Below are 15,407 nucleotides of genomic sequence, written 5' to 3'. Positions count from 1 at the left end.
TCGGTCCGGTGCGGTCTCACGCGACACGCTACGCCGCACCGGCACCAGATGAGAGACCGAGCCGGGTGCCGAACTCGACGTCGAGGCCCAGGCGCTGCGTCGACATCGGCTCGCCCTGTAGCTCCTCCGGCGTAAGGCCGAGCGCCGCGACGACGCGGGCCCGGAGCGCCGGTATTCGCCGCCTGAACTCGCGCGTCCTCGGCTGGTCGGGCACCGACGCGACGATGGCGTCCAGCGCCCACAGGATGGTCGACCAGCACTCGTAGAAGTCGACCGGCATGTCGTCGTATTCGCTCGAGACGACGAGCCTGCCGACGGGCGAGCTCCTGCCGACGAAGAAGCCCGAGACGATGCGCACGATAAGACGGGGCCAGCCTTTGTCGTCGGCGGCCGCCGGCATCCCGTTGGGCGCGGCCGCGCATCTCGCCTCCCAGAGGACGAGCGCGATCCAGAGGCGGAGGCGCAACACGTCGCGCGAGCCTATCGCGCGACCCTCGGCTGCGAGGCCCTCGACAAAGGTCCTGACCGCGCGGTCGTAGGCCGACATGTCCGGCGCGGGTCGGACGCGCGGTGCCACCGCCTCCTCGGCCTCCGCCTCCTCGACGGCGTCGCCGAGCTCGCCGCTCTCGTCGCCAAGGTCCATCCAGGACCCGTCGTCGCGGGGAACACCGCCGCCCGCTTCTTTCTGCTCGACGCCGGACAGGCGGTTGAGCAGCGCGCGGACGCTGTCGAAGTGCGTGCCCGCGACAGTGCTGTCGCTGCGGCCACCCCTTCCCTCGCGCGCCGGGCGCGCGGCCATGAACTCCTCGTAGGTCATGAAGCCGACCTTGGGCGCCGCAGTCGACTCGACCGGTTTGGCGCGCGGGCCGCCCCGGGCGGGTCCGTCGCCAGAAACCTCGTCCTCGACGTCCGCCCTGGCGAGCTCGTCGAACGCCTGAAGCATCTTCAGCTGCATCTCCCCAGCGTCGTCGAACGCGGCGAGCGCCTTGCTGACGCTCCCGCCCACGAACTCCCGTCGACGCGCCCGGAGGACGGATCGGTGAACGACGTAGCCGCGCAGGGACTCGCCAGCGTCCGACCGAACGCGGGCGAACGCGGCGTCTTCAAGCGGTGGCTCCCCCACCCACGTCGTGAGCCGGTCGCCCTCCACCGCGAAGGCGCCAACCTCAACCTCGGCGATGACCTCGCCGGACGCGTTCGTCAACGTGACGGCGCCGTCGCCCCAGCGTCCGGGCGGCCGGCGCCAGTTGAACCGGCCGCCCTCCGCCTCGAATGCCCCGGCGCCGCCGAGGTGCATCTCGTCCAGCGGTATCGGCGTGGTCTCGACCGGGTCGGGAAGATCCGACAGGGCGATCGGGTCCGCCTCCAGCCAGCCATCCATCCCGAGCGCCGCCGTCGCCGTTCCGCGCGGAAGCCGTCGATAGACGCACGCCTCGGCGTTGGTGCCGGCGAACCCCTCGCGGCCCAGCGCCGCGACGGTGCAGTTCGCGCTGCCGCTCAGGACGTGGTCGTGCTCCTCCGTCACCGCGACGACGACCTTCGCGTGCTTGAAGCGGCTGGCCTGCCATCCCGAGATGTCGACGATCTCCCGATGCGACGGCATCGGCGCGTCCGTCGGGAACTCGTGCCGCTCCACGTCCAGAAGGATCGTGGTGCGGCCAGGCTCCAACGCGCGCTCCAGATCGACGACCGCCTCAAGCCCCTCGTCCCAATAGGGGCTGGCGATCAGCATCCGTTCGACCGCCTCGCCGCCGATCATCCTGACGAACCGCGCGCCGATCCCCTCGACGCCCGGCCTGGCGAGGAAGGCGATCGCCGTCCCGTCCTCCAGGATATGAGGCCCGCCCCCGCCGCCCGCTCCATCGAGCCAAGGAGCGCGGTCCCGCGCCCAGACGATCGCCTCGCGCGCCGCGCCGGCGTCGGCCGGAACGAGGGCCTCAACATACCGCCACGCGGCCTGGACGATCTCCCGTTCCGCGCCGGGCTCGACCCCGCACTCGATCTCGACCGCGACCTCGACGTTCCCGCCGAGGCCGGCACCCGTGACATTGGCGGAGCTCACGAAGCACCGACCGCCCGCCCGGCCAACCTGCAGGACGATCTTCGGATGGAAGACGCCGTCCGCGACTGGCGGCGAATGTAGGACGTATTCCCGGCCAAGCGCCTCCGGCAACGCCGAGCCGTCACTCAGCGCCATCGTCGCCATGCGGCCGTCGGCGATCAGTAGGACGTTCGTCGCGCCGGCGGTCGAGAGCTGCGGCAGCATTACCTCCTCGAACGCGGCGAACTCGAGCGCGAAGCTCGTGGCGAACGCGGAGTGGAAGCCCCGTCCCCAGCTACGGCCTAGCCGTTCGGGCAGCTTCAACGGTTCGCTCCCAGCAGCGCGCGTCCCCGCGCCGTCAGGCCGTCCGGCGCGACGAGATGGACGTCCTCGAGGAACTGGATCGCCGGCGCGAGGCGCGGCGTCGTGGGCACTGGCTGATATCCATTCAGACTGACCAGACGGCCATCCCTCGCCTCGAACAGAAACGTGTAGTCGCGCTGTCGCCGCAGCTTCTGCATGGCGACCCAGCTGTGACGCAGCACTGCGCGCTGCACGACGTATTCGCCGATCGCCTCCGCCACGGACCGGTCATCCTGACGGTCAAACCAGCGCAGCTCTGTGACGATCGAGCGCGCCTGTCCGTTGACCGGAATCGCCTTCCGGATCGTCCCACTGAGGTCGTCGCGCACCACTACGCGGCGATGGAGCGCCGCGACGAGCCGGACGGCGTCCCACGCCTTCTCCTCCGGCGATCCCCGCCTGCCGGTCAGCCTCGTCCACGCCCCGCGCCAGGCGAACGCTGCCACGTCCGTCGCGTCGCGCAGATCCGCCCAGGTCCCGCCCGCCGTCGCGGCGTCGGTGTCCGCCAGCCGCGCCACGACTGCGGCCTGGATTTCGGCGAGGGTGGCCCCCTCCTCCGTTGCCCCCATGACCGCGATCGCCCACGCCAGCAGGCTGGCGGCGGCGACCTGGAAAAGATCTTGGCACTGGTAGGACTCCCAGAGCAGCCGCTGGCTCTCGAGATCGACCGGCAGCGCGACGGCCGGCGAGTCGAAGAGGGCCCACCGCACGCTCTCAGGCGTCGGCCGCTCGCCCTCCCGCGACGTGACATCGAGGATCAGGCTGAGGCTGGCGCGGCGGCTCCTGTCGGTCGCCATCGATTCCGACCCGGCGGCGAACAGCGTGTCCTCGTATGCCACCCGCTCGTCAGACGGATCCGGAATGCGCGACGGCACGATCGGATGGAGCGCCGCCAGAGTCGCGCGGTCGACGCGCGCGGCGTCAACCGTGTCCGTGAACATGCGTTCGAGGTCGGACCCGATCGAGGCCCGGAAGGCGTTCGCCGCCGCCAGCCCAGCGTCGACGGTCACCCGCTGGATGCCGTTCGGTCCGGGTTCGAAGAGACCCATCTCCTGCATCTGCGTGTAGTAGGCCGCGCCGAACACGCCGAGGCTCTGGATGAGGTAGCGCTTCACGCTCGCGTCGTTCGACGCCGCCACCGAGAAGTCGATCACGTCGTCGCCGTTCTGAAGCGTCTGAAACGCCCAGTCGATGCCCCCGACGCCGACCTGCCCGGTCGCGTCCGCGCACACCAGGGCGAACAGCGCCTCCGCGCGACGCACCCACTGGCGCCAGAGCTCGAAGTCGGTGGTCACGCCCCGACGAGCGTAGGCGTCGCTCAACCAGCAGAAGAAGCCATAGTAACGCATCCGCAGCGTGATGTTGCTGATACCGGGCAGCAGGGCCTGGTAGAGGACCACGCCGGCGTTCTGCATTCCGAGCGGATCGAGGCCGCGTTTGTCGATTTTCGATGTCCACTGCGGCAGCGCGTCCACGAAATTTCCCCTTATGACATCCCCCATGCCGCTGCGGAGAAGATACCGGGGCCTTTCATTGATGCAACGACGACTTATGCCAAGCCGGTCCGAACTTGCCAATCGACGCGACGACGTGCGAACGATCGCCCGGGGGGGACGATGGCAAAGTTCAACAGAAGGCAGATTCAGGACAACGCGCTCGAAATACTCGAGGCCACACCCGGCGGCATCCGATGGAACGAGATGTTGAAGCTGATCCATGCTTTCGCTCCCGAGACGCCGCAGAACAGCATCCACGGCGCGCTGCAGGTTCTTCTCTCGGGTTCCGACGAGATCGTGAAGGTCGCGCGCGGCACCTATCAACTGCGAAAGTATCAGGACGACCAGTCCAGCGCGGCGATCGCGCAGGATGATGCGGTGGCGAACGAACCGCTGGTTCTGGAGACGGCATCGCACGTGACGATCTCGCTACTGGAATCGGACTTCTACGAGAGCTTCGCAGTATGGCTCGCCGACGTCGCGGAAGAGGTCAACGTCGCCGTCTCGCTGGGCGGCAGCGTGCTGCGGGGGAAATGGGGCACTCCCGACGTGATCGGCGTTCTGAAGCCCCGAGCGCAGGACATCCTAAAGTTCGAGCCGCAGATCGTCTCGGCCGAAATCAAGATCGACCCCAACCAGCCAGTCGTCGCGTTCGGCCAGGCCGTCGCGTACCGGCTGTTCTCTCACAAGAGCTACATCGTGGTCCCGAAGACTACCAGCGAGGACGACCTTAGCCGGCTGAAGGCGCTCTGCACGATCCACGGCGTGGGGCTCGTGACGTTCATGCTAGACAAGGCGGCGCCCGACTACACGGTAATCGTGCTGCCGGCTCAGGCGTCACCCGACATGTTTTACGCGAACCAGATGCTGCGTCGGTTGCTCGACAGTTCGCCTGCCGTCTTCAACAAGCTGTTCTGATCCGCCGACCTTTCTACGGCTCGTTCAACCGCCGACAAGGCAACTAGCCGATCCGGTCTTGGTCAGCATGAGGAAGGCGACAGTCGCGAGCACAGCGCCGGCGAGCGCCAGCCCGCTTACGCCGACCAGCACCTTGCGGTGCCACTCGATCCTCGCGTCGAGATCGTCGAAGACGTCGACGAAATCGTCGCTCACGGCCGCGTAGTCGTCGTCGAGCCTAGCCCGCTGTCCCGTAATCTCGCCGGCCAGCATCGACAGCGTGTACCACTGGTTCCTGACGGCCAGCCATAGCAAGATGACGAATATCCAGGTGCCGAGCAGGACGGCGCAATTCGTCCAGAACTCGACACCGCAGCCCTTCGAGAGCTTCAGCTGCGATACGACGACGATCGTCGCGACGGGAATGCCCAGCAACTGCCCCTGTATGTCCACGATCGTCTTGTGGATCTTGTTGATGTAGTCGAGCCGCGCAGTCTCGATCTCCTTCCGTATCTTCGAATACGAAAAGCTCGACACAAACAGACGGTAGCCCTTCTCGACTTCGTCGCAGACCTGCTCCAGATTCGAGACGATGAACTGGAAGCGGCGATCGATCCGCTGCCCCCCCGCCAGCTCGATCACGGCCGCCGCCAGCAGTTCGGCCTTCTCCTGGGTATGCAGCGGATCAGCGAACAAGGTCCCGAGCCGACCCGCGGCGCCTGTCAGGGAAGGCGTGAGATCCGCCTCCCTAAACTTGATCGGCACGACTACGCTCTCGGCGCCGATGAACACGAGCTCGCGCTGAAGCTCGATCACATAGGAAGCGGCCTCCTTGAGCAGCGCGATCACGGCCAGCATCGCACGATAGGCGAGGAGAACCGGAGGCGCCGGCGCGTCGCCGCTGGCATGCCCGCCGTCGATCACGAAGTAGCTCACCGGCTCCACGAACGCCGCGCCCGGCGCGAGGAACAGCTTCTCGAAGGTGTCGGCGAGTATGCCCAACTTGAGGTTCGGCGCGGCCACGTTGATGGCGACCTGCGAGCCGACCACCGGATCGACTGGCTCGACGAGGCTGACCTGCGTCAGATCATAAAGGGACTGATCCGCCTCGATCGCACGCAGGGTCGCGGCGATCCCCGGAGTGGCGATAGTGAGCGTGCCTCCGCCGTTCCCGTCGAAGCGCGTGTGTCGATATATGTCGACGAGGTCGGCGAAGCCGACGTCAGCCATTGCCCAGTCCTTCGGACTTCAGCTGCTCAACGAGGTCGTCAGGTAGCCCCGTCAGAGTGAGCGTGTTCGCGGCCGCGTCATAAATCACCGAACGGTTGCTGACCGCGTCGCGGTCGAACTCGACCTTCCACTGCTTCGTGCCACCCCGGAACCGAACGAGCGACGCGAGAGCGCGCCGGTCCGGGACAAACCGGTCGCTCAACCCCCGATCGGTGTGGGCGAGATGGTCGGTCAGCCTCTTAGGATCCTTCGGCATCAGCTCGTTCGCTAGCGCGTCGAACTCGATTTCCTCGCGCGCGCGGGACACGCGCTCGCAGATCGCCTTGGCCTTGCCAAGGAACTCGTTGCCCTCCTTCTCGGGCATCTCGGTCTCGACCACGAACTCCTTCAGCGCGGTGACGAGGTTCGACGTGTCCACCCGGTCCTGAACGACGGAATCGCAGCCAAGGAAGTGCTGGAAATACGCCGACACGTCCCCCTTCCCCTTGAGAAAGCTGATGTAGCGCTCCTCGCCATTCGCCCAGGCCGTCAGGTTGATGCGCCCGGCGAACCGGAAGCCGTCCAGGTCGAGATGCCGCACGTCTTGAACGTCGCGCTGCGACGTGAGCGCGGCACTGAGCTTGTCGGTGATGATGGCGACGAGCAGATAGTCACGCGTCTCGCGACGGAAGTGCGCGAACAGCACGTGCCCGCCAGTCGACGCGGACCGCGCCTGCGCCTGGTTGCGCAGCGTCTCCATCATCCGCGATGTAAGCTTCAGGAAATCCCTTTCCGGATCATCCACGTAGTCACGTACCTGCGCCTGAGTGGGATACCCCTCCGCAGCCGTGAACTTGCCGTGGGACTTCGACGCCCGACGGTTGTAAAGGTCATACAGCTCGTCGATCAGCCGCTGCGTCGTCGGCGTGACGCTGAGCTGCTTGTCAGCGGCCTGGACCTTGTAGACGCCTTCACGGCGTTCAAGGTCATGGATGGCAAGCGCTACGATCTCGTTCAACGTCTCGACTCCTCTCATCACCCAGCGCAAGATGATCGCGCACGATGAAATCCGGAAAGCACTAGATACCGGCTGGCGCCTCCCGTCAGCGCAGCCCGTCACGATTGACGAAAATGATCCCGCTCAACACTTGCCGATTGTCGACCCGTCGTCTGCCATGGCTCTTGGAGAATACGGCTCGAGCCGCCCCATCTGCTCGTCAGGCAGCAAGTACAGGTCACTCACAGTCGGCCTCCCTGCGGAGCCTGAATCAGATCGCGCCTCTCGCATCAATGGATCCTGACCCTAAACGAGGAACGCGTCCAGAAACGCACGAAAAGCGTTAAGGCTCTTCTCATCACCCTTACGAGGATTGTGCCACGCACCTCGGTCGATCGCCACGCTCAATGCCGAGCCCGGCAAGAGCACATTGCCGATTACGCCTGCCATGGCCTTTACCTGCCCCGACGGTTTGCGAAGTGCCTTGAAGCGGCCATCATCGGCGACCGCAGCATTCGCTGCGACTACATAAGTCTCTGCATGCGCCACGACGGCAGAAAAGCTCGTCCGGGCACATTCGATTAGGAGCGTATCGAGCGTCCCGGGCCTATCATTGTCTGGCAGGACGAAGAGGCCGACCTTCGGTTTACCCGGGCCGATTGCACCGAATGCCGGGATAGGTAGCGGAAACCCTGGCAAACCGGATGTACCACCCTCCTTGCCGCCGGGCCCGTGAGTCACGTTCAGCGCTTCGAGCCCTCTGCAAAGCTGGATGTGGCGATGCTCGGCGCTGTTGTCGTCCGCGTCAGCGACAAGGCAGATGCCATCGAGTTGCGACCCGTCCAATGTTTCTAGAACGGCGCGGCATTCGCTTAGAATTCGAGAGTCTCCGCCAGCTACGACGATCGCGCAAGATTGCTCGGGTACTGCAGCCTTACGGAAGATATCGGGGTATGCGACAACGTGTGTGAGCTTGTTGCTCGACGGGAAGATTTTGGGGATCAGGATGCGCCAGAAGACGTCGACGTCTTCCAGCGACTCCACTTTTTTAAACCCGCGCTCACGCAGTTCCACCCCGAGGAAACTCGCATCATGCGGCCCCTCCACGATTACGAGAAATCGTTGCATCTATCGGATGTCCAGCCCACGATCCCGCACGACGCGTTCGAGCATCGCTGCGGAATATCGCCGCGGCGGCCCACTTCCAAGCCCACCCCCTGCAAGCTGATAGGCGGTCAGACTGTCTGCACCGGCCTTGGCTGCCGCGTTGGTAATTGCCTGGATCGCCTCGAGACTATGTGTCGTCGCAAAGACCTGAACCTTCAGCTCCGCGGCGATCCGAACCAGCCACGGGAACAGGTCATCCAGCGCGCTGACGTGCAGCGCTGTTTCGATCTCATCGATCAGCAGGAGGCCACCCTTCACCTGATTGACGGCGATCGCAATCGCCAACGCCCGGCGGAAGCCGTCGCCAAGAATCGTGATCGGCATGCGTTTGCCATCTTCGAAAAGCGCAGTGATGAGCGCACGACCAGTCGCCTCGGTGATGATCTCGAGATCTCGCAGACGACGATCCACACCGCGCAGAAGATCGATGACCTCCGCCTTGTTGCCAGAAGAGATGATGCGGGACAGGTTATGAAGCTGCACCGGCTGATTACGATGGGAATATGGCGTAAGGGTCTCATGCCGCAGGCCCGGCTTCGCACGCGCGAATGGAAGGCGCACGCCGTTCGCCGCCCACATGTCGACTTCGAGTCGAGCACGCTGGCCACCGGGATAGCTATAGATATCGATCGGCTGCTTCGAAGACTTAAGGTCGAAACTGCCCCCCTCCGCCTCGACCTCGATCGTGAGGTGCCAGCCATCGGATTCGATCAACTCGAGTTCACGCCCCATGCGGCCAGGAGCAAATCTCGGCTCAGGAGGTATCCCGTGGATCGGGAGGCACTCGGCACTGACCTTGCGAACATCAATCGTGCCACTGGCAGAAAGCCACATGCGGCGCGGACCCCGCTCCCAATCATCCGACTGGCGTTGCGGAAACAGCCAGCGCAATGCGTCTAAGGCGGAAAGACTGCTGTCGCGCTTAGGGTTGATGAACGCACGAACCTCGCGCATCCGCGCGACATCCGCCCATGCGCCGACGTCCATCGGTGAGGCGTAGACAGCGAGCGCTTCGAGGACCGAGGTCTTGCCACTGTTATTACCGCCGACGATCAGATTGACTTGGCCGGCATTTTCGAGCGCCACGTCCTCGAGGCCGCGGAAGCTCCCGACATGGAAGTTTTCAATTTGCAGCATCGCGATCGACGGCCTCACTTGATCTACGCGGTTCGACATGGCTCGAAGCTGAGCCGTGCCGCGCTATTGGACCAGCGCGACAAAGCATACAACCAGCGCACCGGTTACGCCGGTTTATCCTCGAAAATAACCACCGCCGTGATGGTCTGTCTGGACTCGTCGAGTCTCATCCGGAAGCCGTCGAAGCCCTTGTGCGCATCAATCATGTGCGGCGCGCGGATCGCTGCGACGGTCGAGGCATCGAACAGTCTCAAAGCCGTTGCGGACGAGTGGCTGCGTAAAGTCGAGAAGGAGGGCCGCTCAGCGGCGACGATGAAGAAGCTGCGCTGGCTGCTGGGCTTCATCAACACGGCGATTGGACAGCGCCCTGCTGCCTCAATATCCGCGCAGGACGTCCCACGCACTCCGCACCGGTTCAGATAAAGGTGACCGGCGGCCGCCGGCGCAGGAAGTCCTCGTTGAAAAAGCCGTCCCATCGCGCGAGCGCCTGCTCGCGCGCACATCCCTCGGCGATAGGTCCCAGGCGCGGAAGCGCCTGCTCGAGACCCCATAGCAGACAGCGAGCGGTGGCATCCTTGTCCGGCCGCACGATAAATTCGCCGCGTATCACCGGATGGGCGATCGCCGTCTGGTACTGCAAGCGCTCGAAAATCGCTGTGAGGAGGTGGAGCAAGGCGCGGTCGTCGCGCTCCGGGAATGGCTTGTAGCATTCCACCGCGAGCGCAGTGATCGCGAAGCCGCTCGGCATATAGCCCTGCCAGGCTGAGCGGGATCTGGTCCAGACCTTGAGGTAGCGCACCATGCGGGCGAGCTGGCGCCCGCCGAACACCCCGGGGCTCCGGGCGTTCGCGCGCTGGAACCAGGCCGTGACCCCTGCCGGATCGGCAGGCTTCCAGCTGCTCGACGCGAGCTCGATGGCCGGAGCGCCGAACGGTCTGGTCGTTACGCGGTAGACGGGGATGTCGATATGGAAGCCCCGGGCATAGAAGACCCGGACGCAATTCTTCCTATATTCGGGCGGATCCGTGAAATGCTCGCGATAGGCCGCTTCCCAGATCCGCTGACGGGCGGCGAGCGGAGACACTTCCCCGCCTTGCGGCCCGATCAGCGCGCGCCGATGGAAATATATGCCGTCGTCGATGTCGAAGCTGCCGTACCAGCCGCCGCTGGTGACCGTCCGCATTGCCACGCTGCCCTGACTGCGAAAGCCGATGGGCTGAAGGTAGCCCATTTCGCGCAGCCGGCGCTTGATGATGATGCGCACCTTGTTCCGCTTGGTCCGCAATTCGTCATATTTGGAGGCCGGGAGCACGATCTTTTTGGCGTGCAGTGCAAGCAGGTCCACATGGCAGTTCGATACCCGCGGCCGCCGCACCCCGAACATCGCCTCAGCCTGCGCCCAGGCGCGGCGCCGTGCCTGCCGGCTTGACGCGCTCGCTTGTCAGCAGGGCGCAGATCGCCTGACCCGCATCGTTGGAAAGGTCTGCGCAGGCCGAGTTGGTCATGTTCACATCGGAACCTGCTTGCTGCTGCAGCGCTTCGACGGCCTCCTTGCGCCCATCGTCGAGGTCGAGGAACGGCAGGAGGCTCGCCGGCGCAGCCGCGGAGGGGAAACGGTAGATCCGGCAATCGCGGCTGACATGCCTGGCCAGCATCCGCGCCATATGATCGTAGGCGAATTGCTGCGCATCGATGGAGAGGCCCACGGCCTTTCCCCCAAATCCCCAGCCGACCAGGCCGCGGTCGACGTCCCTTTCGGTGACATGTTGCCCAGTCGGGACAGGCACCGTCCCAAGGCAGAAGATCTCGATGCGGCGGCCGGCCGAGGTCATTTCAAGCGCTTCGATCAGTCCGACCAGCACCGGGTTGTTGGCCCAGAGTCCACCATCGACAAAGGCCTGGCTCGCTCTGCTGCCTGTTACGGTCCCGCCGATCACCGCGATCGACCTGAAGACTGGCGCCGCGCTCGATGCCATGCAGGCATCGACCAGGGTCACCGCGTCGTCTCGGCGGTTGGTCGAGGACAAATGGGGCGTCTTGAACACCCAGCTGCGATGGTTGGCGATGGTGACCGCCGGTATCGCGAGCGCAATTCCGCGGTCTTCAAAGACATTGCCGAAGGTCGTCCCCCCAAGCTCGGCGGTCAGGCTGCGCGCAATGCGGCGGCGCCCGAGCGCAGGTCGCGGGACCGCAGGAGGAGATCGCGCACGAACGCCAGGCCCGCGGTCTTGGGCAGCCGGCGCGGGAATATCTTGCCGCCATTCGCCGCGTAGAGATCGATGACCCGAGCCATGGGGATGCCGCAGGCAAGCGCGCACGCCACGATCGCTCCCGTGCTGGTCCCGCAGATGAGATCGAAGCCGGTGCCCAGATCGAAGTCGACTCCGCCCCGGCGGATCCCGAAGCTCTTGGCCAAGCCATTGAGATAGGTGGCCGTATAGGCCCCGCGCATCCCGCCGCCGTCGAGGCACAGCACTCGAAATGGCTCGTCCGTGCTCACGCTTCCCCCGTCATTCCCTGCCGTCAGGTAGCACAAGTGGCGACAGCGGTGCGATACCGCTGGGCGAGGATATTCCTGCAATCTGACTTAAGTTGGCGTTGCACCCCGATCCGAAGTGCGAGACACTGACGACCGTAAAATCTGGAGAGTCGCACGACTTTGTGGACGGCAGCCTTTGCCTCCTGACCTGCGCCGATCCCGTGTGTTTTGTTCGGCGTAACTTCAGGCGTATGGCCAAAGAGCTTGCCGACTACAGCAAGCCAAGTCGCAGCTCGTGCTCCTGATCGTGCTTGGTAGCGTGTTGGACGGACATCTCGGAGCGTCGGGACGGCTCACGTCTGACGGAGAGTCCTGCAGGTTGAAGGCGGGAGGCGGGCCAGCCGCGCCGCGGAATTAGGGGGGTACAAATGGCTGACATCAGGCTCAAGGTTTGCTCGAACGCGGACGACGTCCACCTCGTCTGGAACCATGACGAGGACATTCCCGGCTGCCTCGGATTCGCGATCCAGTGCCGGCGCGGGCACGGCGAGCCCACTTGGCTCTCCAACCGCGTGGGCTATGAGGACGACACCGAAGCGGACGCCCAAGGCGAGCAGCTGGTGCAGCGCTCGTCGCAGATCTGGCCGTTCCAGCGGTATGACTGGACCGATCATGCCGCCGATCTCGGCGACGAGATCGCCTACCGGATCGTGGCCCGGGTGCTCGGCGACGACGGCAAGCTGCATGACGGCCCGGCCAGCGACTGGTCGCCGATGCTGACGCTCAGCGCCGATTGCGGCGACGGGGTCAGCGTCCATTTCAACCGCGGCTATGTCCTGTCGCAGTTCATGGCGCGCTACATGAAGCGCAAGCACATCACGCTGGCGGAGCTCAAGAAAACCGCCGTGGTGGTCAGCGCCAACGTCGACCGCGAAGCGCGCGCCTTCCTGGGCGGCACGCTGCGGGAATGCATGCTCGCGATGATGAAGGCGGTCGAGGACGATCCCGCGCTCGAGCTGCACGCGGCGCTCTACGAGTTCGGCGACGCCGAGCTGATCGACGCGCTCGCCGCGATCGGCAAGCGCGCGCATGTCGTGCTGGCCAATGGCAGCGTCGACAAGAAAGGCGACGACCAGAACGCCAAGGGCCGCAAGCGCCTGAAGGACGCCAAGTGCGTCGTCCACGACCGCTTCCTGTCGCCGGCGGCCCTCGGCCATAACAAGTTCGTGGTGATCGGCCGGCGTGCCGGCGCCAAGTTCACGCCGGAAAAGGCTTGGACGGGGAGCACCAACTGGACCCCCACGGGCCTGTGCACCCAGCTCAACAACGGCATCATGATCGAGAATGCCGGGATCGCGGAGCGGTACGAGGCGCAGTTCCAGCTGCTGGCCAAGTCCGGCGATACGGTAAGCCCTGAGCTCCTCGCCTCCAACAACAAGCCCAAGCGCGGCATTCCGCTCGGCAATGCGACGGTCGACAGCTGGTTCAGCCGGCTGACCGGCGAGATCGACATCGCCGAACTGATCGCGTTGGTGAAGAGCGCGAAGCAAGGGGTGTTCTTCGTGATGTTCCAGCCGGGCAGCGAGCCGGTCAACACGCTGCTCCAGATGCAGAAGGAGAAGGACCTTTATGTCCGGGGCGTCGCGACCCAGTTCACCGGCGCGGGCGCCGAGACCTTCAAGCTGCTGAAGAAGAATCCGGAGGAATGTTTCCTCGACGCCGCGCAGGACACAGGGGTTGGCCAGTCGGTCGGCGAGTGGGCCGTCGAAGGCACTGCCGCCGACTTCAAAGCCAATATCGGCAACGCCATCACCCATTCGAAGGTGCTGGTGATCGATCCCTTCGGCGACGATCCTATCGTCGTCACCGGCTCGCACAATTTCTCGAAATCGGCGAGCGGCAACAACGACGAGAATTTCATCGTCATCCGCGGCCAGCCGACGATCGCGATGCATTATGCGATCAACGCGATGCAGACCTACAGCCATTACCGCTGGCGCGCCTATCTCGAGGAGTCGAAACGCGAGGGCCGTGATCCGTTCCAGTTCCTGTCGCGCGATCCCGACTGGCAGCGCCGCCGCAAGGTCGGCGAGTCCAAGCGGATGCTGGCGTTCTGGCGGCCGTGATGCGCGTTTCGCCCGCCAGCCGCGCCTGCGCTGAGCAAGAGCGGTGAACCGCTTCTTCATCCCAGGCGAAGGCCGCCGCGACTTTCCCAAGCGGAGCTATGCGAAACTCGACCAGGTCGAGCCGCCCAATGCAGAAGAAGCCCGCAAGATTCTTTTCGCGTTCGATGCGGTGGATGCCGACTGGCCGGGGTTCGAGGGCGGGCAGATGCTGAGCCTGGAGGACGATCCCGCGGCCGAGGCGCGGCTGAGCCGCTTCTGGGCGGCGCGATTCTCGCCGCCCGACGACCGCGTCATCGATGGGCCCGACCCGTTCGACGCGCTGCCGATGTACCGCATCGACATCACGCTGGGGCGCCACGACCCGCTCGCCGAGAAGCTGCTCGGCATGGACGGCCAGTGGTTCGAGATCGGCCTCAATGCCGAGCAGGGCCAGGAGGTCGAAGTTTATGGCGGCCTATTCATGGCGGCGGTGCCGGCCCGCCTGTCGCACAAGCCGCGCCCCGCCGCGCCTGCAGTGAAGCTCGAGCGCCTGTTCAGCATGGAAGACTGGCCCGACGCGACCCGCGATGAGTTGGAAGCGGTCCTGGGCGGGGTGGCCTGCCCGATCGAACGGCTTCTCATGTTCGACATTGGCCAGGGCTCGGCAACCGCGCTCGTTTGCCAATGCGGCAATGTGATCAGCTATTTCGACGTCGGCTGCGGGGTGTACCGCAACGCCAAGACTATGCCGGCGACGGTAAGCTTCTGCACGCACGAGCCGCCGACAGTGATCCTGTCGCACTGGGACGCGGACCATTGGGCGGGAGCAACGGTCGACAAGCGCCTGCTCGCCATGACCTGGGTCGCGCCCCGCCAGTCAATCAGCAAAGTACACAAGGCGCTCGGCAACGACATATTGAAGGGCGGCGGCCGGATACTGATCGTGCCCACTGCGCTGTCGCCGCTCGTCTGGGGAAACCCGGGTCAGACCTTCGAGCTGCGCCGCTGCACGGGGACCGACCGCAACGGCTCCGGGCTTGCGCTGATCGCGGAGGACAATGGAACGCAGAGCGGCTGGCTGCTCACCGGCGACGCCGCCTATAATTACGTGCCCGGCCCCTTGCCGGCCAATCTTACCGCGGTCGCGGTGCCTCACCACGGCGCGGACATGGGCAAGGCCAGCATCCCGCCCGCTTCCCCGCATCCGGGCTATGCGCGGCTGCTCTATTCCTTCGGGCCGGCCAATGCCCATGGCCGCACGGGCGTGTCGCATCCGACCGCCGCCGCTGTCGCCGCGCACAATTCCGCGGGCTGGCCGCAGGGCGCTTGGGCGCCGCCGCCGGCGGCGATGAGGCTCGCCGGCCAGCCGGTGCTGGCGACCGCATCGCACCTGACGACGCACGAGCAGGGGATCGCGGTAGGCTGGTCCGGCCCGCCGGTTCCCGTCCTGTCGGGCCATGCGGCGAGTTGCCCGGACGTGATGCCTGTGGTGCAAAGCTGAACGGAACCACGGAGT

General features: G+C 65.3%; 13 protein-coding genes and 1 pseudogene. 3 read left to right on the top strand and 11 right to left on the bottom strand.

Annotation, left to right across the window (positions count from 1 at the left end; translation table 11 throughout):
* Positions 1 to 28 precede the first annotated feature (28 nt).
* Positions 29 to 2,365, bottom strand: a complete 2,337-nt coding sequence (locus EWE75_RS11265; RefSeq protein ID WP_130157454.1) for a phospholipase D-like domain-containing protein — start codon at positions 2,363 to 2,365, stop codon at positions 29 to 31.
* Complete coding sequence (locus tag EWE75_RS11260; RefSeq protein ID WP_130157452.1) at positions 2,362 to 3,879, bottom strand: hypothetical protein; 1,518 nt, start codon at positions 3,877 to 3,879, stop codon at positions 2,362 to 2,364. Before EWE75_RS11260 ends, EWE75_RS11265 begins: the two co-directional genes overlap by 4 nt.
* A gap of 141 nt (positions 3,880 to 4,020) precedes the next feature.
* Between EWE75_RS11260 and EWE75_RS11255 the strand changes: the two genes are divergently transcribed.
* Entirely contained in the window at positions 4,021 to 4,818 is a 798-nt protein-coding gene (locus tag EWE75_RS11255) for a hypothetical protein (RefSeq protein ID WP_130157450.1), read from the top strand.
* Between the two features lie 24 nt (positions 4,819 to 4,842).
* Here EWE75_RS11255 and EWE75_RS11250 read toward each other — a convergent pair whose 3' ends face one another.
* From EWE75_RS11250 to EWE75_RS26145, 9 genes and pseudogenes are all read right to left on the bottom strand, one after another.
* Positions 4,843 to 6,027, bottom strand: a complete 1,185-nt coding sequence (locus EWE75_RS11250; RefSeq protein ID WP_130157447.1) for a hypothetical protein — start codon at positions 6,025 to 6,027, stop codon at positions 4,843 to 4,845.
* A complete protein-coding gene (locus EWE75_RS11245) occupies positions 6,020 to 7,024 on the bottom strand; it encodes a nucleoid-associated protein (protein ID WP_231708313.1) in 1,005 nt (334 codons plus the stop codon). The genes EWE75_RS11250 and EWE75_RS11245 overlap by 8 nt, the downstream gene beginning before the upstream one ends.
* Before the next feature lie 88 nt (positions 7,025 to 7,112).
* Positions 7,113 to 7,249: pseudogene (locus EWE75_RS11240) on the bottom strand (IS5/IS1182 family transposase); the annotation flags it as partial.
* A gap of 60 nt (positions 7,250 to 7,309) precedes the next feature.
* The gene (locus EWE75_RS11235) at positions 7,310 to 8,131 is read right to left on the bottom strand and encodes a DUF3226 domain-containing protein (RefSeq protein WP_130157445.1); all 822 of its coding nucleotides are present in this window, start codon (positions 8,129 to 8,131) and stop codon (positions 7,310 to 7,312) included.
* A complete protein-coding gene (locus tag EWE75_RS11230) occupies positions 8,132 to 9,346 on the bottom strand; it encodes an AAA family ATPase (RefSeq protein WP_130157443.1) in 1,215 nt (404 codons plus the stop codon). It lies immediately after the preceding gene.
* A gap of 65 nt (positions 9,347 to 9,411) precedes the next feature.
* A complete protein-coding gene (locus EWE75_RS25025; RefSeq protein ID WP_165388350.1) occupies positions 9,412 to 9,651 on the bottom strand; it encodes a hypothetical protein in 240 nt (79 codons plus the stop codon).
* Positions 9,652 to 9,722: 71 nt separating this feature from the next.
* Entirely contained in the window at positions 9,723 to 10,652 is a 930-nt protein-coding gene (locus EWE75_RS11220) for a cyclic GMP-AMP synthase DncV-like nucleotidyltransferase (RefSeq protein WP_130157441.1), read from the bottom strand.
* 43 nt (positions 10,653 to 10,695) lie between these two features.
* Complete coding sequence (locus tag EWE75_RS25540; RefSeq protein ID WP_345789378.1) at positions 10,696 to 11,454, bottom strand: patatin-like phospholipase family protein; 759 nt, start codon at positions 11,452 to 11,454, stop codon at positions 10,696 to 10,698.
* The gene (locus tag EWE75_RS26145; protein ID WP_130157437.1) at positions 11,451 to 11,807 is read right to left on the bottom strand and encodes a patatin-like phospholipase family protein; all 357 of its coding nucleotides are present in this window, start codon (positions 11,805 to 11,807) and stop codon (positions 11,451 to 11,453) included. The genes EWE75_RS25540 and EWE75_RS26145 overlap by 4 nt, the downstream gene beginning before the upstream one ends.
* 407 nt (positions 11,808 to 12,214) lie before the next feature.
* On the opposite strand from EWE75_RS26145, the gene EWE75_RS11205 reads away from it, so the two are divergent.
* Positions 12,215 to 13,912: a phospholipase D-like domain-containing protein gene (locus EWE75_RS11205; RefSeq protein WP_130157435.1), complete on the top strand. Its 1,698-nt coding sequence runs from the start codon at positions 12,215 to 12,217 to the stop codon at positions 13,910 to 13,912.
* Between the two features lie 43 nt (positions 13,913 to 13,955).
* Positions 13,956 to 15,392, top strand: a complete 1,437-nt coding sequence (locus tag EWE75_RS11200) for a ComEC/Rec2 family competence protein (protein WP_130157433.1) — start codon at positions 13,956 to 13,958, stop codon at positions 15,390 to 15,392.
* The last annotated feature ends 15 nt before the right edge of the window (positions 15,393 to 15,407 follow it).

The organism is Sphingomonas populi (assembly GCF_004208535.1).
Lineage (GTDB): Bacteria > Pseudomonadota > Alphaproteobacteria > Sphingomonadales > Sphingomonadaceae > Sphingomonas > Sphingomonas populi.
Note: the sequence above shows the minus strand (reverse complement) of the source record. Positions and strands in the feature narration are given on the sequence as shown.

What these genes read in the sequence shown, in the direction of transcription:
- EWE75_RS25025 (WP_165388350.1), bottom strand. Translation starts at nt 9,651, where the DNA reads ATGAAGCCCAGCAGCCAGCGCAGCTTCTTCATCGTCGCCGCTGAGCGG.
- EWE75_RS11205 (WP_130157435.1), top strand. Translation starts at nt 12,215, where the DNA reads ATGGCTGACATCAGGCTCAAGGTTTGCTCGAACGCGGACGACGTCCAC.
- EWE75_RS11250 (WP_130157447.1), bottom strand. Translation starts at nt 6,027, where the DNA reads ATGGCTGACGTCGGCTTCGCCGACCTCGTCGACATATATCGACACACG.
- EWE75_RS11230 (WP_130157443.1), bottom strand. Translation starts at nt 9,346, where the DNA reads ATGTCGAACCGCGTAGATCAAGTGAGGCCGTCGATCGCGATGCTGCAA.
- EWE75_RS11255 (WP_130157450.1), top strand. Translation starts at nt 4,021, where the DNA reads ATGGCAAAGTTCAACAGAAGGCAGATTCAGGACAACGCGCTCGAAATA.
- EWE75_RS11235 (WP_130157445.1), bottom strand. Translation starts at nt 8,131, where the DNA reads ATGCAACGATTTCTCGTAATCGTGGAGGGGCCGCATGATGCGAGTTTC.